The organism is Xanthomonas sp. WHRI 6108, assembly GCF_040202385.2.
In the GTDB taxonomy this organism is placed as follows: Bacteria; Pseudomonadota; Gammaproteobacteria; order Xanthomonadales; family Xanthomonadaceae; genus Xanthomonas; species Xanthomonas arboricola.
In genome coordinates this window covers 262,114-279,590 of sequence record NZ_CP168198.1, presented here as the reverse complement: position 1 = coordinate 279,590, position 17,477 = coordinate 262,114, and the positions used below count along the sequence as shown (strand labels likewise).

Below are 17,477 nucleotides of genomic sequence, written 5' to 3'. Positions count from 1 at the left end.
GCTTACTCCCAGTGGGACGCAGAGCGTCCACGCTTGATATGGCTGCGCTCACGCTTGGCATCCAGCCGCCGCAGCTTGGCACCATGACTCGGTTTGGTGGCGACCCGGCGCTTGGGCACCGACAGGCAGGCACTGATGATCTCGACCAGCCGCTCGCGCGCATCCTCGCGGTTGCGGTCCTGGGTGCGGAAGCGCTGCGCGTCGATCACCAGCACGCCATCGGCGGTCATGCGCCGGTCGCGCCGCGACAGCAGCCGCGCGCGCAGGGGTTCGGGCAGCGACGGCGACCCGGCCACGTCGAAACGCAGTTCCACCGCGGTGGAGACCTTGTTGACGTTCTGCCCGCCCGCGCCGCTGGCGCGCACGAAGCGCTCGACGATCTCGCTGGGCGGGATCGTCAGGCTGGGGGTGATCTGGATCGGGTCGCTGGCCATCGGGCCGATTGTATCGGCACCGGCATGGACGCGCGCGCGAACGCCGGCTTCCCGTATGCTGCGGCCGGTTCCCCGACTGTGCAGGATGCTCCGATGACACCGCCCCGTTCCGTTGCCGCCGCCCGCGCCTTGGCGCGCCGCCTGATCGTGCTGGCCGCGCTGGCACTGGCCACGCCCGCCGCGTTTGCGCAGGCACCCAGCGATGCCGACATCAACCGCCTGCTGGCCGCCTCGCGCGCGCAGACCATGCTGGACACGATGCTGCCGCAGATCGAAGCGATGCAGCAGCAACAGTTCGCCCAGCTCACCGCCCAGCGCCAGCTCGACGCCGACCAGCAGGCCCAGCTGCAGCGCATCCAGGAGCGCACCCGCCAGACCGTGCGCAAGGCGTTGTCGTGGTCGGAGCTGCGGCCAATGTATGTGGACATCTACAAACGCTCGTTCTCGCGCGAGGACGTGCTGGCCATGGCCGAGTTCTACGAGAGCTCGGCCGGCCAGAGCCTGCTGGACAAGACCCCGGCACTGACCCAGAACCTGATGGGCGCGATCCAGCAGAAGATGCTGCCGCTGTTTGCCGACCTGCAGAAGGACCTGGAGAAGATCGTCAATACGCCGGCGGCGGCACCGCAGAAGCCCTGAAGGGCGGGGATGGGGGAATCGGGATTGGGGAATCGGAACAGCGTGCCTGCTGTGGCGGTTGCTGCTTGCGACGGTGGCGGTGGTGGCGCTGACGACGATTGCGCCAACCCGCTTGTCCCACTCGGTGAGGAGGCGCTTGGCCCCTCTCCTGCGGGAGAGGGGATGGGGTGAGGGTACGGTTGTGTGGATTTCCAGCAGATCGTGTGGGCGTGTTGACCGTTAGCCGCGCGCACCGCATCAAGCCGTCTGCACCGCTCCCAGCGCGGCCATCTCCCACCCGAGCAATGCGCAGGCCTTGGAAAATTCCACATCCAGCGGCGCGGTGACGCTGATGCGCCGCCCGTCGGCCGGATGCGGAAACCCCAGCCGCTCGGCGTGCAGCAGCATGCGGTGGATGCCGAGCATGCGGAAGCTGCGGTTGTGCCGGCCATCGCCGTGGCTGGTGTCGCCGATCATGTGGTGCGACAGGTGTTTCATGTGCCGGCGGATCTGCCGGAACCGCCCGGTCTGCGGCTGGCAGCGCAGCAGCGCATAGCGCGAGGTGGCAAAACCGGTGGACGGGATCTCTAGCTCGCCGGTGGCCAGGCGCTGGAAGTGCGTCACCGCCGGCTTCTTGACCGGCTTGCCGGGGCCGCCGTCCAGATCGTGGTCGACGATGAAGCGCTCCTCGGCCGGCCAGCCGCGGCACACGGTCAGATAGTCCTTCTCCAACTCGCCGGCCATCAAGGCTTTGCCCAGCGCGCTGGCGGCCTCGCGGTCGAACGCCAGCAGCAGGCAGCCGCTGGTCGCGCGGTCGAGCCGGTGCACCAGAAAGATCGGCCGGCCCAGCTGTTCGCGCAGGCGGTCGGCCAGGAAGTCGTCCTCCCCGCGCGCCAGCTTGCTGTCGTGGACCATCAGCCCGGCGGGTTTGTCGACGACGGCCAGGAGCTCGTCCTGGAAGAGAATCTGCAAGTGCTTGGGGGATGTGCTCACCGGCGGATTATCCGCATCGTCGACACCGCATGCCACTGCGTCGCCGCGCCCTACGGCGCATGCCGACCACGCGCATCGAGGCCTGAGGGCGTGGCAGCTCGGCGGCGCACGCTCAGGCCGCGCCGCACACCGCCAGCAATTCGCCCTTGCCCACCGGCACCACGCTGCAGGTGACTGCCGGATCGTCAGCCAGCAGCGCGGTGAACGGCGCCAGTTCGTCGGCATGCGACAGCGCATTGTCGACCACCAGCAGGCCACCGCCGCGCAGCACGCGGCGCAGTGCTGGCCACCAGCGCACGTACTCGCCGCGCGCCGAATCCAGGAAGACCAGATCGATGCTGGCGCTGGCCGCCTGGGTCAGCCACGTGCCGCCGTCGCCGTGCACCACCTCCACCGACGCGGCCAGGCCGCTGCGTGCAAGCGTGGCCTGCGCCAGGGCCACCTTGTCGGCCGCAAGCTCCACCGTGGTGACGTGCCCACCGATTGCGGCGGCCGCTTCGGCCAGCCACAGCGTCGAATAACCGTTGGAGGTGCCGATTTCCAGCACGCGCAGCGCAGCGGTGGCGCGTACCAGCACGGCCAGCAATTGCCCGGTGTCGGGCGTGATGTTGAGCATGCGCCGGCCACGCTCCGGCTGGTGCGCATCGTTGTCGCTACCGAACCGTGCCAGTTCGTCCTTCAATGCGTGCAGATCGATCATCACTACCTCGCCGGGGACGGCTTCGTCATCGTGCCGCTGCAGGCGCAGCCGCTACCCAGCCGGATGCGGCAGGCCGCCTGTCGCAGTGTCTTAGTGCTTCAGCGCCGCAGCCAGGCGACCAGCAGGGCCACCAAGCCGGCGCCGCCGCTGACCCAGCTCCACACCGGCACCGTGCCCAGGTACCAGCCATTCGGGTGCAGGCCATACAGCACGGCAGCCACCACCAGCAGACCGCTGCCGGTGATGGCAGTAACCACGCGCGTCTGCAGCTTGCGCAGGCTCAGGTCCAGCGCGCGCAGCTCGGCCGAGCGGATGTCGAGCTGGTGGCGGCCTTCCACCTGCTGCTTCAACCAGCTGTGCACCAGGCGCGGCATGTCCGGCGCATGGGTCATGATTTCCGGCAGGCGCTTGCGCAACTCGCCGAGCACGCGGCGCGGGCTGTAACGCTCGCGCAGGATGCGTTCGAGCACAGGCCGCGCCACTGCCCAGATATCCAGCCTGGGGTCGAGCTGGCGGCCGACGCCTTCGATGTTGAGCAAGGTCTTCTGCAACAGGATCAGCTGTGGCTGCAGCGTCAGTTCGTAGCGCTGCGCGACGCGGAACAGCTTGATCAGCACTTCGGCCAGCGAAATCTCCGACAACGGGCGGGTGAAGTACGGCTCGCACACCGAGCGCGCGGCCGCTTCCAGTTCGTCGATGCGCACGTTGTCGGGCATCCAGCCCGCCTCCACGTGCAGCTCGGCCATGCGGCGGTAATCCTTGTGGAAGATCGCCATGAAGTTCTCCGCCAGGTAGTACTGATCTTCCTGCGAGAGCTGGCCCATGATGCCGAAATCCAGCGCGATAAAACGCGGATTGAGCCGGCGCTCCGGGTCGCTGTCGACCCAGATGTTGCCGGCGTGCGCATCGGCGTGGAAGAAGTTGTCGCGGAACACCTGCGTGTAGAACACCCGCACGCCCTTGGCCGCCAGCGCCTTGCGGTCGATACCGGCCGCATCGAGCTTGGCGATGTCGTCGGACGGAATGCCGTACACACGCTCCAGCGTGAGTGCACGCTCGGCGGTGTGCGACCAGATCACCTCAGGCACGTATAGATCGTCCGAGCCTTCCCAGAACCGGCGCAGCACGCTGGCGTTGGCGCCTTCGCGCTGCAGGTCGAGTTCGGCCGACAGGGTGCCTTCGATCTCGGCCACCACTTCGCGCGGCCGGATCTTGTCAGCGCGCGGGTGGGTGCGTTCGACCAGCGTGGCCAGCGACTGCAGCAACGCGATATCGGCATCGATCTGGCGCTCGATATCCGGGCGCAGCACCTTGACCACCACCTCGCGGCGCACGCCGTTGGCATCCGGCGGCAAGGTGGCCGCGTGCACCTGCGCGATCGAAGCCGAGGCCAGCGGCACGGTGTCGAACGCGGCAAACGCCACGCTCACCGGCAGGCCCAGCGCGCGCTCGACGATCAGCCGCGCCGCTTCGCCGTCGAAGGGCTTGACGCGGTCCTGCAGCAGGGTCAGTTCATCGGCCACGTCGGCCGGAATCAGGTCGCGCCGGGTCGACAGGATCTGCCCGAACTTGACGAAGATCGGCCCCAGTTCCTGCAACGCCAGCCGCAGCCGCGCACCGCGCGATTGCGCGGCGATTTCGGCACTGGCGCGCGGCACGAACGGCTTGGCCAGGCGCAGCCAGCGCTCGGCCGGCGTGTCCTGCAGCAGGTCGTCCAGGCGATAGCGCAGGATCACCCGGCCGATGCGGCTGGCCCGCAGCAGCGCCTTCATGCCGCACCTCCGGCCGCGCGCAGGCGCGCCACGCGTGCGGCCAGCCGTTCGACGTCGTCGCGCAGTTCGTCGACATCGTCGTGAAAGGCGTCCAGTTCGGCACGCGGCACCACGTCGCGCGATTCCTCGGTCACGAATTCGGCCGCGCTATGCGCCAGATCCACCGCGCTGCGGCGCGCCTGCTGCAGCGCTGCACGCACCGCATTGGCGATCTGCACGCCGAGGATCTCGCCGAACACCGCCACGAACGGCAGCTGCCAATCCGGATCGAAGCGGCCGGCCAGTTGCTGCAGCTGGCGCGCCAGCTCGGCATCGCCGGAGACCTTGAGCCGCCCGGCCGGTGCGCCGCTGCGGCGCGCGTTGGCCAGGAACGGCAGCTGGCCGAGCAAGCCGGCCAGGCTGCTGCGCACGGCCAGGTCCGGCTCCTGCGCCTGGTCCACCGGCCCGACCAGCAAGCAGCGCTCGTGCACGCGGACCTGCAGGGCCAGCGCAGGCGCCTCCAGGGTCAGTGCAATGCGTTGGCCTTCCAGTGGCAGCAGGGCATCACGGGTATCGGGGTCCAGTGCCAGCGCGCGATTGAGCGCGGCTTGCAGGGCCTGGCCGGCGAGCGGCTTGAGTGAGTTGAACAGGGATCCGGGCATGGGCGCATTCTACCGTCCCCGCATGTCGCCACTGCTTGACGGTGGTGTGGCACGTGCAAGCCGGAGGCCGGGGTGGCGATCATGGCGGGGCGCCTTGCGGCCAGGCCGCGTGCGTCGATCATGCAGGACTTCCTTCGGCGCGCCTGCCGCGGGCATGCTGGCGACCTCATCACGCAGGTGGCAGGAGCAGGCAATGCGCAAGATCCGGGTCGGTCTCATCTTCGGCGGCAAATCGGCCGAACACGAGGTCTCGCTGCAATCGGCGCGCAACATTCTCGATGCGCTGGATCCGCAGCGCTTCGAGCCGGTGCTGATCGGCATCGACAAGCAGAGCCAGTGGCACGTCAACGACCCCGACAGCTTCCTGCTCAATGCCGACGACCCGGCCCGCATCGCCCTGCATCGCAGCGGTCGCGGCGTGGCCCTGCTGCCGGGCGCGCAGCAACAGCAGCTGCGCCCGACCCAGCCGGAACAGGCGCTGGCGCAGATCGATGTGGTGTCGCAACGGCACGTCGTCGATCGAACAGTGCGCAGCGCGGCCGAGCCAGGCGCATGAGCCAGGCCCGTATACGTGCGGTGCAACCGCACGACCACAGCGCATTGCTTGCGCTCAACAATGCGCATGCCACCGAGCTGTCGTTGCTGGATGCCGACGGGCTGGCTGCATTGCTGCAACTGGCGTGGCACGCACGCCTCGTCGCGCCGGCGGATGGCCTGCTGATCGCGCTGGATCAAGGCGCGGCCTACGCCAATCCGAACTTTGCATGGATGGCGCAGCGCTTCGCGCGCTTTGTCTACATCGACCGCATCGTGATCGCCGCGCATGCGCAGCGGCGCGGGCTTGCCAGGCAGCTGTATGACGAGCTCATCCATGCCGCGCGTGCAGCGGGGCAACCGCGCCTGGTCTGCGAGGTCAACCTGCTCCCACCCAATCCGGCATCGCTGGCGCTGCATCTGCAGCTGGGTTTCCAGCCGGTCGGTGACGCGCTGCTGGGCAACGGCAAGCACGTGCAATATCTCGAAAAACTGCTTTGAAGAAAAACTGCTTTGAAACAGAAGCGATTCAACGATGGAGCGTCCACAACGCACATGGCCCGCCTCCTTGCGGAAGCGGGCCATGCGAGCGTCGACCGGCAGCGCCGCTGCCGTGACGTATCGCAGCTAGGCGTTATACCTTGCCGCGACGGAACATCGAGATCACAGCCAGGATCAGGAACACCACGAACAGGATCCAGGCGATGTTGGTCGCCGCACCGGCGATACCGCTGAAGCCCAGCACGGCGGCAATGATGGCGATGACGAAGAAGATGATGGCGTAATGCAGCATGGCAAGGATTCCAGAAGTTGTCGTGCCGAATCGGCGCAGACGTATCCTGAAGATGCGGCGGTCTTTATCGAGTGATGGCGATGTCGTTGGAAGATGAGGATCGCAGCCGCTGCAGCCCCTCTTCGATGCTGACCTGCGGCACATAGCCAAAGTCGCGACGTGCCGGCTCCATGCTGTACCAGTGCGGCGTGCACAGCTGTTCCACCAGAAAACGCGTCAACGGCACTTCGCCAGGCAGACGCAACAGTGGCCACATGGTCTCGCAGATTGCACCGATTCTGTACGCGGTCTTGAACGACAACGAACGCGTCACCGCGGGAGCATCCACCGCGGCCAGCAGGCGATTGAGCAACTCGCGCATCGGCAAGGGCTCGCCGTTGGAGATGAAGTACGCCTTGCCCGCACACGCAGCACCTGCAGCCAGATGTGCGAACGCATCGAAATGCGCCTGCGCGGCGTTGTCGATGTAGGTGCTGTCCACCAGGTTGCTGCCATCGCCGACCATGCGCAAGCGGCCGGCGCGCGCACGCGCGGCCAGGCGCGGCAACAGATGATTGTCGCCCGGGCCCCAGATCAGGCGCGGACGCAAGGCCACCGTCGCCAGTTGCGCATCGTTGGCCGCCAGCACCGCGCGCTCGGCGATCGCCTTGGTCGCCGCGTACGCCGCGCGCAGATCTTCGCCATAGGGCACTTCGTCGGCACCCAGGCCTTCCACCGGATTGGTGGCGCGATGGGTCACGCTGGGCGTGGAGGTATAGATCAGGCGCGGCACACCATTGGCCCGACACGCGTCGAGCACGTTCTGCGTGCCCACCACATTGGCCTGGTGATAGCTGTCGTAGCTGCCCCACGCACCGGCCTTGGCGGCATTGTGGAAGACCGCATCGATGCCGGTGAAGGCATGCCGCACCGCCTGCGGATCGGCCAGGTCGCCACGGATCTGGCCCACGCCCAAACTCTGCAGCACCGGGTAATCGCCGCGCTGGAAACTCACCACCTCATGCCCACGCGCGATCAAGCCGCGGCACAACGCCTGGCCAAGAAAGCCACCACCACCGGTTACCAGGATGCGCACGCATCACCTCCATCGCAAGGACGCACACGATAACGGGCGCGGCCGGAATTGGCGATGCGGCCAGCTGCGTGCGCGATACGCATCCACAGGTCAACCACGCTGCTGCGCCGCCCAGATCGCCAGCGTTTCGCGGCCGATCTTGGCGTTGTGGCGAATGTCCACCGGAAATCCGGAATGGCGCAGGAAACGCGTGACTCCAGCCGTGTGCGGGTGCGCAGCGCCCAGCGCGCGCAATGCGGTTTCCACTTGTGCAAATGCCGATGCCGGCACGCCAGGCTGCAATTCCACGCACAGCACCGGCTGCTGCTGTCCGGGTGCGCCGACACCGACCAAGGCGGTGCGCCGCACTTGCGGATGCACGTTGAAGACCGGCTCCACCTGCTCGGTGTAGAGCGGGCCGTTGGCAGTTTCCACGCGGTGGGTCTTGCGCCCGCAGAACCACAAGCGTCCTTCGGCATCGAAGTAGCCCACATCGCCCATGCGATGCACGATGCGTTCGCTGCCGTCCGCATTGCGCTCGCGGATCTTGGCGATCCGCGTGGCCGCGTCGCGGTTGAAGTAGGTGTCGGTGGTGGTGGGGCCGGCGACGGTGATTTCGCCCACCTCGCCCACCGCCAGCACGCGCGCGCCGCTCCACTCGGGAATGGCCGCATCGTCGATGGCGATGATGCGCACCTCGTTCGGCGCGACGACCTGACCGACGCAGGTGCCGGCACCGGCCTCGGTGGCCGCGCGGGTGGCGTCCAGCGTACGCCCTTCAATCGCTGCCACCGGCAGGCATTCGGTGGCGCCATACGGCGTCCAGAATTGCGCATCTTCCGGCAACAGCGCGCGGATCTTGGCCACCACGTCCGGCGGCACCGGCGCACCGGCCGAGGTGGCCAAGCGCACGTTTGGCAAGGGCTGGCCGTAGTCGGCCAATACGCGCATCAATGCCGGCGAGCCGAACAACTGCGTGACCCCGAAGCGGTCGATCGCATCGTGCAGCTTGCGCGGATCGGCAGTGGCCGGGCGGGTCGGATCCATGTCCGGAATCACCGAGGTCAGCCCCAGTGCCGGATCGAACAGGGCAAACGGCGGGAACGTCGGCAGATCCACGCCACCGGGCTGCATGCCGAAGGCATTGCGCAGCAATTCGATCTGGCCGACGAAATGCCGGTGGCGGTACACCACGCCCTTGGGCACGCCGGTCGAGCCGCTGGTGAACAGGATGGCGGCCACATCGTCCGGCCCGGTGTTGGCCAGCTGACTGCCGGCGCCGGCGCCATCGCGCTCCACGCGCGCCAGTGTCACCCCGCCCCAGCCGTAACGGCCACCGACGCTGACGATCTGCTTTGCAGAGCGCGCCCACCGCAGCAGACGACGCGCCAGCTGCGCAAGCGGAATGCCGATGAACGCCTGCGGCTGCGCTTCGTCCAGGCATTGCTTGAGCGCACGCTTGTCGATGCCCGGATCCACCAGCACCGGTACCGCACCGGCCTTGAACAAGGCAAACATCAGCAGGAAGAATTCCGGCGACGGGCGCACCATCACCACCGCGCGCGCGCCGCGTCCGATGCCGTGCAGGGCCAGGCCGGCAGCGATCGCATCGCTGCGCGCGTCCAGCTCGGCATAGCTCAAGGTCACATCGTAGGCGGCAAACCCGTTGGCGGCGCGGCGGCCCGGGCAACGGATGGCGATCTGCGCGGGGCGCTCGCGCGCGAGCTCCGGCAGGGTGGCGGCGATATTGCAGAGAGTCGTCGTAGTCATTGCCGCATTATCACCCATGCGCCGACGGTGCCGGCCGCTTGACTGCGCTCAGGTCAGCTGCGCTGGTGCGTGCTCCTAACGCAGCGATGGCTGACGCGGCGATTGCGCGTCGTCGGGCCATAACAACACCGCGCAGTGCTCGCGCGCGAGGTGCCTGCCCGCGCAAGGCGCAGCGCCTTGCACACACGCGCTGCGTCGAGCGATGCAGATGAACCGCTAACCGGCGCACGGCCGCGCCACTTGTATCGCAGCGTGGTTCGGTCAGAATGCCGCGCTCACCACGTTGTTTCGCCGCGCAAGGCCCGGCATTCCATGGCACATCCCTGCCTTACCTGCGGCGCTTGCTGCGCCTATTTCCGCGTCAGTTTCCACTGGAGCGAAGCCGATCCCGCATTGGGTGGCAGGGTGCCGATCGAGCTGACCGATGCGCTGCGCACCCACGAACGCGTCATGCGCGGCACCTCGCAATCGCAGCCGCGCTGCATCGCACTGGACGCGGACATCGGCCGCTACAGCCGTTGCAGCATCCATGATCGTCGGCCCTCCTCCTGTGCTGCCGTGCCGGCCTCGCTGGAATTCGGCCAGCGCAGCGCGCAGTGCGACAAATCCCGGCTGGCCCACGGCCTGCACGCACTGACCGAGGCCGACTGGCTGGGCGTGGACGAGGCGCAACGCAATCCGCTGCCACCGTTGTAACGGCCATCGCTGCGAATGAGCGCGGCATCCACACGCAACGGCCAACAGACCGACGGCATGGCCTGCCCCATCAACTAGTGCATCCGCGTTCTGCATGCCGCAGGCACTCATCGAGCGAGCGCCTGCGTGGCCATGCCAGCAGCGCTTACAGCGGGTGGCGCTCCAGAAATGTACGAATTGCCGGCACCAGCACTTCATGCTTGTCTTCCAGCACGTAGTGATTGGCATCGTCGAACGCGGTGACCTCGGCATTCGGTAGTGCCTTGCGGAAGCCGGCCAGGAAATGCTTGTCGAAGCAGATATCGCGCAGGCCCCAGGCGATGAACGCCGGGCGATCGGCGAACGACGGCAATGCCTGCGCCGAGCGCTCCAGCAGTGACCAGGCCTGGTCGGCGGGCGACAGCGGAATATCCTGCATGAAGCGAATAGTGGAGATGCGATTGCGCCAGTTGTTGTAGGGCGCCACATAGGCGCGACGCACCTCCGCCGGCATCCGCCGCGACACCCCGAACCAGGATGCGCCGGAGGAAAACGCATTGAACGTGCGGATGAACCACTCGCCCGGTCCCCAATGCCGACCCATTGCGATCTGCCACGGCATCGGTTTTTCCGGCGGCAACGGGAATGCGGCGGTGTTGGTGATCACCAGCCGCTTGACCTGCGCATGATGCGACAACGCCCAGCCGAACCCGATCATGCCGCCCCAGTCGTGCACCGCCAGCGTGACCGGTCCGGTGATGCCCAGATGCCGCAACAACGTGTCCAGATCATCCACGCGCGACTGCAGCGTGTAGTCGTAACGCGGCTGCGCGTCGGGCGCATCGTCCGGCTTGTCGGACAGCCCCATGCCGATATGGTCCGGCACGATGCAGCGGTAACGATCCGACAGGCCACTGACCAGGTGCCGCCACAGATAGCTCCACGACGGATTGCCGTGCAGCATCACGACCACCTCGCCATCGCGCGGACCTTCGTCCAGATACGACATCGCAATGCCGGGACGCACCTCAAGGCGCTGGGGAGTGAAGGGATAGCCGGGGTAGTTCATGGATCTCTCTATTTGCTGAAGCTTGGGCTGGGTGCGTGGCAAGTCGCCAGCTACATCGCCACGACAGTATCGAAAATACGCTGGATGTCTCTGCATCGTCGGCAACCGCCGTGCGCAAACGCATCGCTCACAGCGGCTGCGCCCCTTCGCTGAGGATGTCGAGATAGGCGTGATAGGCAAAAATACGATGCCGCTGCTGGCCGGTGAGTTCGTTGACGATTTCCAGCTCCTGCAGGGTGCGTACCGCAGCACGGATGGTGGGCGCACTCAACGACAGGGCGGGCGCCACCTGCGGCACTGCCAACACCACGCGCCGCGCGAACTGCTCAAACACCAGGCCGACGTTACCTGCTCGCTGGCCCAAAGCCGCAATGCGGGCCCGATCACGTGCCAACAGTGCCAGCAGGCGCTGCGCGGTGTCGACGGCTTGTTGCGCGGTCTCTGCCACACCATCCAGAAAGAAACCCAGCCATCCTTCCCAGTCACCGTTGAGTCGCACCGCATTGAGGCGATCGTAGTAATCGGCACGACGGCGCTTGAAATACAGGCTCAGATACAGGCTGGGCTCCCGCAGCACGCCTTCGCTGCACAGGATCAAGGTAATCAACAGCCGTCCCAGGCGCCCATTGCCATCGCTGAAGGGATGGATGGTTTCGAACTGCACGTGGGCAAGCGCCGCCTTCACCAACGGCGGCATCTGCCCCTGCGGCGCATGCAGAAACTGTTCGAGTGCCGACAGCGCGTCGGGCAATGCATCTGGCGGTGGCGGAACAAAGTGCGCAAGTGCAGGCGAGGCCCCGCCTACCCACACCTGACTCCGGCGGAATTCACCTGGCTGCTTGCCGGCTCCACGCCCGCCCTGCAGCAATAGCGCATGCATCTCGCGGATCAAACGCAGCGACAGCGGGAAATCGTCCTCGCGCAGGCGCCGCAAACCATGGTTGAGGGCCGCGACATAGTTGGACACTTCTTCGACATCGTCGACAGGCACGCCCGGTGCCGCATCCATCTCGAACAGCAACAGGTCCGAGAGCGATGACTGGGTTCCTTCGATCTGGGACGACAGCAAGGCTTCCTTGCGGATGTACTGATAGAGAAACAGCTCCGGGTCCGGCAGCATCAGCGTGATGCCGTCCAGTCGCCCCAATGCCTGGTCGGCGCGCTCTTTGCGCGCCACCAGTTCGGCCTGTGCGAAATCCAGTGCCGGCACTGGCGGCAACGGATCAGGGACGAACGCCTGGTAACGGCTCCCTGCGAGAGCGCCAGCAACATAGTGTCCAGTGATGCGCTGAGCCATCGTCTTTCCTTACAGACCGCAACTGTTCCTGCAAGGAAACTTAGATACCACTTTTTTACTTAAGCAGCGATATTGCCCGGCGTGCAAAAGCATCGGCCGGGCACTATCACGCGCATTACCAGACCACTTCCGCCATCGAGCAGTTCAGGCCAGAACCAATCCCCATCAACGCGATGCGGTCGCCCTTCTTCAAGCGGCCGAGCTCCTTGAGCTTGCTCAGCACGATCGGGACTGAAGCCGGGCCGATGTTGCCGTGTTCGCCGAAAATCGTCATGACCTTGGCCGGGTCGATGCCGAACGACTTCACGAACGAGGCGGTATGCGGGCGGCTGACCTGGTGGATGACGAACTGGTCCAGCTCGTCCACTGCCCAGCCCATCGCCTGCTTGGCGGCCAGGAAGGTCTTCTGCGCCAGCTTGATGCCTTCGATCAGCAGCAGGCGGGTGTCGGTGACCATGCGGTCCAGGTTGCCGCGGCACAGCTTGTTCCACTCGGTGGCCGAGCGGGTCACGCCACCCTTGTAACGCGGGGCGTCGGGCACCAGCTCGGTGCGCGCCATCACCATCGCTGCGGCACCGCAGCCCAGGGTCAGCGCGGCGAGTTCATTGCGGAACTCTTCTTCGGTGACGTCGGGCGAGGTCATGCGCTCGAGGGTCTTTTCGTACACCAGGTTGGCGGTTTCGCCATCGACGACCAGCGCATAGTCGATCTCGCCGCGCTCAAGCATGCGGGCGGCGATGTCCATGCCGTTGATGAAGGCAAGGCAGGCGTTGGCGACGTCAAAGGTGACGCAATGGTCGCCGACCCCGAGGTTGCCGGACACGATGGAGGCGGTGGACGGCTCCAGGTAGTCGCGGCTCACCGAGGTGTTGACCAGCAGGCCGATCTTCTCGATGCCGATGCCGGCGTCGAGCAGTGCCTTGCGCGCAGCCTGGGTGGCGGCGTCCGAGGCCTGGACATCCTGGTCCCACAAGCGCCGTGCATGGATGCCGGCAACGTCGCCCAACACGTCGGTTCTGATCCCGAGGCGGTCGTAGGTCGGTTGCAGGCGCTCGTTGATTTCCTTGGAAGTCAGCGTGTGCGGCGCATCAATATGCGCCAGTCCCGCGATGGAGACATTCTGGAAGAGCATCGAAGTAGCGCCATGGCGTCAGGCGAGGGGGCGCTAGTCTAGCCGCTGGCTGGTTTTACCGCATCTTTACAATTGCAGCGGCCGCGCCCCAGCCCAACGGTTCAGCGCGGCGGGCAGCGGAAGGCGTTGAAGCGCTGGCTGCCATCGGCCGGCTGACCCTGCGCCTGGACCGTATTGGCATTGGCGCCCGGCGCCTCGTTGCGTGCCAGCGTTTCCAGTTCTTCCTGCACCCGCAATGGGTTGCGGTTGTAAAAGCCGACCTTGCTCTTGACCGACACCACCACCTCGCCCTGCTGCTGACAGCCAGCTGGCACAGGGCCTGCGGGCAGCACCTGCACGCCTTTGCCGCTTTGCTCGATCGGCACCCAGGTGCAGGCCGTGGCAGTGGTGGCAACCAGAACAGACAGCATCAGCACGCGCATAAGTCTTAGACACCTGAGGACGAAGCCGGATTGTGCCGCAGTTGCCGGGCGGCGATCGGCGTGCGCTGCGCGGCCGCATGCCACGCATTCAGCGCGCTGAACACCAAGCAGATCGTCGTGTTCTCTCGCTTCGGCCGGTGTCCGGCGCCCGCAACCGCGTCCGGGTGTCCGGACGCGGACACCGCTACGGCGCACAAATCCCTTTAAAAACAATCCACTGCAACTGGCACGCGGTTTGCTGCATGGCATGGGCAAGCAGCGGGCAGCGACCTCGATCAATGAAAATGACTGCCAGCTGAATAAATAAAACTGCGTCGCGAAAGTTATTGCACTTACCGAAACGGTGTACTACCTTACTACCACACCACTGATCACCCACACCAAGAGACCTCGCCATGAAGACCCAGACCCTGCGCATCGCCCTCTCCGCCGCCCTGTTTGCCGGTACCGCCCTGGCCGGTTTCGCCCAGGCCGCCAGCCTGACCACGCTGGACACCGTGCAGGTCCGCCCGTCTGCCGACCAGATCGCCCAGCAGGCGCTGGAGCGCAACAGCGACATCCCTACCCTGGCCGCCGTGCAGGTGCGTCCGTCGGCCGAGCAGCTGGCCGCCCTCGCCGCCGAGCAGGCCGGCCCGCGCATCCTCACCCTCGCTGCGGTGCAGGTGCGTCCGTCCGCCGACCAGCGCGCCGACCTGGTGACCCGCAACGCCGCTGCCAGCGCGCAGAGCACCTCCGGCCAGGCTGCTGCCGCCATCGGCGCGCTGATGGGCCAGGTCATCGTCAACCTGCCGGTGCCGCAGCTGCAGCCGTCGCCGGTCGAACTGGAAGCGCTGGTCAACGCCGCCATCAGCCTTTGAGCACGCGCGCAGCTACACTGCGCGCATGTCAGCCCCCGTCCTCGATGTCATCCTGTTTCAGCCGGAAATTCCGCCCAATACGGGCAATGTGATTCGCCTGTGCGCCAACACCGGCGCGCGCCTGCACCTGATCGAGCCGCTCGGCTTCGACCTCAGCGACAAGCAGCTCAAACGCGCCGGCCTGGACTATCACGAATACGCAAGCCTGCAGGTGCATGCCGACCTGCCCACCGCCCTGGCCGCGATCGCGCCCAAGCGCGTGTTTGCACTGAGTACGCGCAGCACCGTGCGTTACGACACACCGCAATTTGCCGATGGCGATGCCTTCCTGTTTGGCCCGGAGACACGCGGCTTGCCCGCCGACGTGCTGGAGTCGATCCCGCCACAGCACCGGCTGCGCCTGCCGATGCGCCCGGACAACCGCAGCCTCAATCTGTCCAACACTGTTGCGGTGATGGTGTTCGAAGCCTGGCGTCAGTGGGACTTCAGCGGCGGCCGATAACCGTGGCGATGCAGACGGTTGGCTGACTGCGGCACCGTCCGCCCCGATCCCGGCGCGCAGCATGGTTCCCGTACCGGTCTGTCACTCAACGCGTGCTCCGCGCGTATGCCAGTCGCGGGCGTTGCCGTTTGCGTGCTGCTCCGCGCCGCTGCGATGACCTCATTGCATCGCCTGGGCATCGGTCGCTGCCTGCAGCATGCCGCGGCAGCCTGCCCAGAGCGCCACCGCCAGCAAGGCGATGGCGCCCAGCGCCAGAAACGCGATGCGATAGCCGAAGGCGTGCGCCAGCCAGCCGCCCAAGGCCGGGCTCAGCGCCGCGCCCACACCTTGCACCGTCATCACCGCGCCCTGGCCGACATTGACGCGCCCGGTGCCCTGCAGCAATCGCGCCACCAGTGCCGGCACCACCACGGCCTGCAGGCCGGCGCCGAGTCCGTCGAGGATCTGCACCGGAAACACGCCCCAGCCATGGATCAGCGACGCTGCCACCAATGCACGCAGCGGCAAGGCAATGAAGGCCACCAGCAGCACCCACCAGTGCCCGTGCACGCGGATCCAGCGCATCGCCAGCAACGCCACCACCACCATCGTGGCCTGCGCGACCACGATGGTGGTCGCCGTCAGCGCACTCGCATCGCCCGCATGCGCGGCCACGATGGCCATGCCGTAGAGCGGCAGCATCGCCGCATTGCCCAGGTGGAACAGCCCCAGGGTGATGGCCAGCAAGGCCAGTGGCCGGCAGGTCAACAACACCCGCCAGCCGCTGAGGGTGTCCGCGCCGTCGGCGTGGCCCAGGCCGCGCGCTGCGCGATGGTCGATGGCCGCAGACGGAATCAGCAGCACCGCCGCGATCGCCAGCACACCGAACGCGGCGGTGAGCACGAACACCGCCGCAAACCCGTAGCGCCAGCCCAGCCAGCCGGCCAGCACCGCGGCCAGCATGTTGCCGGCGTGGTTGGCGACCTGATTGCGCGCCAGTTGATGATCGAAGCCGCGCGCGTGCACCAGCCCCAAGGTGATGCCGGTGAGTGCCGGGCCGATGCCGGCTGCCGCCAACGCCGAGACGATCTGCGCGGTGACCACACCGGAGGAAGTCGGATGCAGCCAGATCAGCGCCGTGGCCAGCAGGATCGCCAGGCAGCCCACCACCACCACGGCGCGCTTGCGCGGGGTGCTATCGACCAGTGCACCGGCCGGGGTGGTGGCGAGCATGCCGGCGATGCCGCCGACGCTCATCACCGTGCCGATCGCCGCCACCGACCAGCCCCTGGATTGCAGGAACACGCTGAGAAATGGCCCCAGCCCGTCCTGCACATCGGCCACGCTGAAATGCAGCGCCTCCAGTGCGCGGCTGCCACGGGGACGCGGTGTGCTCATGCGCATCGGCGCTCTCCACGAAACGATGAAAGGCGACTGCGCATGCTGGGCGGCATGTGCGACCCAATTGCGGTCGCACGGCGCCAGCACGGCAGTCGCATTGCAGGCTGCTAGTGCTTCGGCTTCGGCTTCGGCTTATGCGCACCCGGACCATGCGGATGCTCGATCTGCTTCAGCGACGCGGCCTTGGCGCCCAAGGCATGCGCGTGGACCAGCACCCCGTGCGGGGTCGTCCTGGTATCGCCTTCGGCCACCAGCGTCTTGCCGACCACCAGCTGCTTGGCGAAGTCCGCTCCGGCATGCGGTGGGAACCGCACCGTGACCTCGTCGTCCAGCAACACGCCATGCACCTGCCCGTGCGGGCCGTGCAGCAGGCGCGCGATGGTGCCGCTGTGCTGGGTGAGCTGCGGCTTGGGCGGCTTGCCGGCAGGCGGTTTGGGCTTGGGCTTGGCATGCGGCCCGTGCGGGCCCTCATCGACGATGCGCTTGCCGCCTTCCGGATCGATCGCCAGGGCCACCAGCATGTCCACATCGCGCGGCTTGAGGCCACGCACGCTCAAGGTGCTGCCGGGCTTGAGTGCCTTGAGCAAGGCGGCGGACAGGTGCGGCGGCGTGTGCACCTCGGTGCCGTCGGTCAGCAGCAGGCCGTCGATATCGGCCTTGGGATTGAGCAGAAAGCGCGCCAGCGTGCCGCGGGTTTCGGGAAGGAAATCAGGGTCGACCCAATGCATGAAAAACTCCAGAGAAGTGAGAACCGGCCGATGCCGGCAAGCCGCGCCCGTCGCCACGCATGCGGCGTGGTGAACAGGCGCGTAGAGGGGAACGCGACGGGTAATC

Annotated in this window: 19 protein-coding genes and 1 pseudogene; 6 read left to right on the top strand and 14 right to left on the bottom strand. The window is 66.9% G+C overall.

The window, feature by feature from the left end; translation table 11 throughout:
* Nucleotides 1–2: 2 nt before the first annotated feature.
* Nucleotides 3–434 (bottom strand): alternative ribosome rescue aminoacyl-tRNA hydrolase ArfB, encoded by a 432-nt coding sequence (arfB, locus tag ABQ039_RS01175; RefSeq protein WP_006449817.1) that lies wholly within the window; start codon nucleotides 432–434, stop codon nucleotides 3–5.
* Nucleotides 435–527: 93 nt separating this feature from the next.
* Between arfB and ABQ039_RS01170 the strand changes: the two genes are divergently transcribed.
* Complete coding sequence (locus tag ABQ039_RS01170; RefSeq protein ID WP_047126714.1) at nucleotides 528–1,073, top strand: DUF2059 domain-containing protein; 546 nt, start codon at nucleotides 528–530, stop codon at nucleotides 1,071–1,073.
* A 237-nt stretch (nucleotides 1,074–1,310) separates the two neighbouring features.
* Here ABQ039_RS01170 and ABQ039_RS01165 read toward each other — a convergent pair whose 3' ends face one another.
* From ABQ039_RS01165 to ABQ039_RS01150, 4 genes are all read right to left on the bottom strand, one after another.
* Nucleotides 1,311–2,081 (bottom strand): pseudouridine synthase, encoded by a 771-nt coding sequence (locus ABQ039_RS01165; RefSeq protein ID WP_054592056.1) that lies wholly within the window; start codon nucleotides 2,079–2,081, stop codon nucleotides 1,311–1,313.
* 76 nt (nucleotides 2,082–2,157) lie between these two features.
* Nucleotides 2,158–2,745 (bottom strand): O-methyltransferase, encoded by a 588-nt coding sequence (locus ABQ039_RS01160; protein ID WP_184609811.1) that lies wholly within the window; start codon nucleotides 2,743–2,745, stop codon nucleotides 2,158–2,160.
* A 98-nt stretch (nucleotides 2,746–2,843) separates the two neighbouring features.
* Complete coding sequence (gene ubiB / locus ABQ039_RS01155) at nucleotides 2,844–4,517, bottom strand: ubiquinone biosynthesis regulatory protein kinase UbiB (RefSeq protein WP_184609809.1); 1,674 nt, start codon at nucleotides 4,515–4,517, stop codon at nucleotides 2,844–2,846.
* Nucleotides 4,514–5,158 (bottom strand): SCP2 domain-containing protein, encoded by a 645-nt coding sequence (locus ABQ039_RS01150; protein WP_184609807.1) that lies wholly within the window; start codon nucleotides 5,156–5,158, stop codon nucleotides 4,514–4,516. The genes ubiB and ABQ039_RS01150 overlap by 4 nt, the downstream gene beginning before the upstream one ends.
* A gap of 193 nt (nucleotides 5,159–5,351) precedes the next feature.
* On the opposite strand from ABQ039_RS01150, the pseudogene ABQ039_RS01145 reads away from it, so the two are divergent.
* Together ABQ039_RS01145 and ABQ039_RS01140 are read left to right on the top strand one after the other, a co-directional pair.
* Nucleotides 5,352–5,657, top strand: a pseudogene (locus ABQ039_RS01145) (D-alanine--D-alanine ligase A); the annotation flags it as partial.
* A 53-nt stretch (nucleotides 5,658–5,710) separates the two neighbouring features.
* The gene (locus ABQ039_RS01140; protein ID WP_184609805.1) at nucleotides 5,711–6,193 is read left to right on the top strand and encodes a GNAT family N-acetyltransferase; all 483 of its coding nucleotides are present in this window, start codon (nucleotides 5,711–5,713) and stop codon (nucleotides 6,191–6,193) included.
* Nucleotides 6,194–6,326: 133 nt separating this feature from the next.
* Here ABQ039_RS01140 and ABQ039_RS01135 read toward each other — a convergent pair whose 3' ends face one another.
* The 3 genes from ABQ039_RS01135 to oleC form a co-directional block, all read right to left on the bottom strand.
* Complete coding sequence (locus ABQ039_RS01135) at nucleotides 6,327–6,485, bottom strand: DUF1328 domain-containing protein (protein WP_003468167.1); 159 nt, start codon at nucleotides 6,483–6,485, stop codon at nucleotides 6,327–6,329.
* A gap of 64 nt (nucleotides 6,486–6,549) precedes the next feature.
* The gene (gene oleD / locus ABQ039_RS01130) at nucleotides 6,550–7,560 is read right to left on the bottom strand and encodes a 2-alkyl-3-oxoalkanoate reductase (protein WP_184609803.1); all 1,011 of its coding nucleotides are present in this window, start codon (nucleotides 7,558–7,560) and stop codon (nucleotides 6,550–6,552) included.
* 90 nt (nucleotides 7,561–7,650) lie between these two features.
* On the bottom strand, nucleotides 7,651–9,309 hold the full coding sequence (oleC, locus tag ABQ039_RS01125) for an olefin beta-lactone synthetase (protein WP_184609800.1): 1,659 nt from the start codon (nucleotides 9,307–9,309) through the stop codon (nucleotides 7,651–7,653).
* Between the two features lie 312 nt (nucleotides 9,310–9,621).
* Between oleC and ABQ039_RS01120 the strand changes: the two genes are divergently transcribed.
* Complete coding sequence (locus ABQ039_RS01120; RefSeq protein WP_024939040.1) at nucleotides 9,622–10,005, top strand: YkgJ family cysteine cluster protein; 384 nt, start codon at nucleotides 9,622–9,624, stop codon at nucleotides 10,003–10,005.
* Nucleotides 10,006–10,150: 145 nt separating this feature from the next.
* Here the strand turns inward: ABQ039_RS01120 and ABQ039_RS01115 are convergent, their stop codons facing one another.
* From ABQ039_RS01115 to ABQ039_RS01100, 4 genes are all read right to left on the bottom strand, one after another.
* The gene (locus tag ABQ039_RS01115; protein WP_024939041.1) at nucleotides 10,151–11,053 is read right to left on the bottom strand and encodes an alpha/beta fold hydrolase; all 903 of its coding nucleotides are present in this window, start codon (nucleotides 11,051–11,053) and stop codon (nucleotides 10,151–10,153) included.
* Nucleotides 11,054–11,180: 127 nt separating this feature from the next.
* The gene (locus tag ABQ039_RS01110) at nucleotides 11,181–12,350 is read right to left on the bottom strand and encodes a Fic family protein (protein ID WP_024939042.1); all 1,170 of its coding nucleotides are present in this window, start codon (nucleotides 12,348–12,350) and stop codon (nucleotides 11,181–11,183) included.
* Between the two features lie 115 nt (nucleotides 12,351–12,465).
* Nucleotides 12,466–13,482 (bottom strand): 3-oxoacyl-ACP synthase III, encoded by a 1,017-nt coding sequence (locus tag ABQ039_RS01105; RefSeq protein WP_016903994.1) that lies wholly within the window; start codon nucleotides 13,480–13,482, stop codon nucleotides 12,466–12,468.
* A 101-nt stretch (nucleotides 13,483–13,583) separates the two neighbouring features.
* Nucleotides 13,584–13,904, bottom strand: a complete 321-nt coding sequence (locus tag ABQ039_RS01100) for a DUF4156 domain-containing protein (RefSeq protein WP_016903993.1) — start codon at nucleotides 13,902–13,904, stop codon at nucleotides 13,584–13,586.
* 395 nt (nucleotides 13,905–14,299) lie between these two features.
* Here ABQ039_RS01100 and ABQ039_RS01095 point away from each other — a divergent pair, with 395 nt between their 5' ends.
* Both ABQ039_RS01095 and ABQ039_RS01090 read left to right on the top strand, forming a co-directional pair.
* Complete coding sequence (locus ABQ039_RS01095) at nucleotides 14,300–14,761, top strand: hypothetical protein (protein ID WP_054592048.1); 462 nt, start codon at nucleotides 14,300–14,302, stop codon at nucleotides 14,759–14,761.
* 25 nt (nucleotides 14,762–14,786) lie between these two features.
* Complete coding sequence (locus tag ABQ039_RS01090) at nucleotides 14,787–15,263, top strand: tRNA (cytidine(34)-2'-O)-methyltransferase (RefSeq protein ID WP_039517704.1); 477 nt, start codon at nucleotides 14,787–14,789, stop codon at nucleotides 15,261–15,263.
* Between the two features lie 159 nt (nucleotides 15,264–15,422).
* Here ABQ039_RS01090 and ABQ039_RS01085 read toward each other — a convergent pair whose 3' ends face one another.
* Together ABQ039_RS01085 and ABQ039_RS01080 are read right to left on the bottom strand one after the other, a co-directional pair.
* Nucleotides 15,423–16,646: an MFS transporter gene (locus tag ABQ039_RS01085; protein ID WP_349778246.1), complete on the bottom strand. Its 1,224-nt coding sequence runs from the start codon at nucleotides 16,644–16,646 to the stop codon at nucleotides 15,423–15,425.
* Between the two features lie 104 nt (nucleotides 16,647–16,750).
* Entirely contained in the window at nucleotides 16,751–17,371 is a 621-nt protein-coding gene (locus ABQ039_RS01080) for a hypothetical protein (RefSeq protein WP_016903989.1), read from the bottom strand.
* Nucleotides 17,372–17,477: the final 106 nt, after the last annotated feature.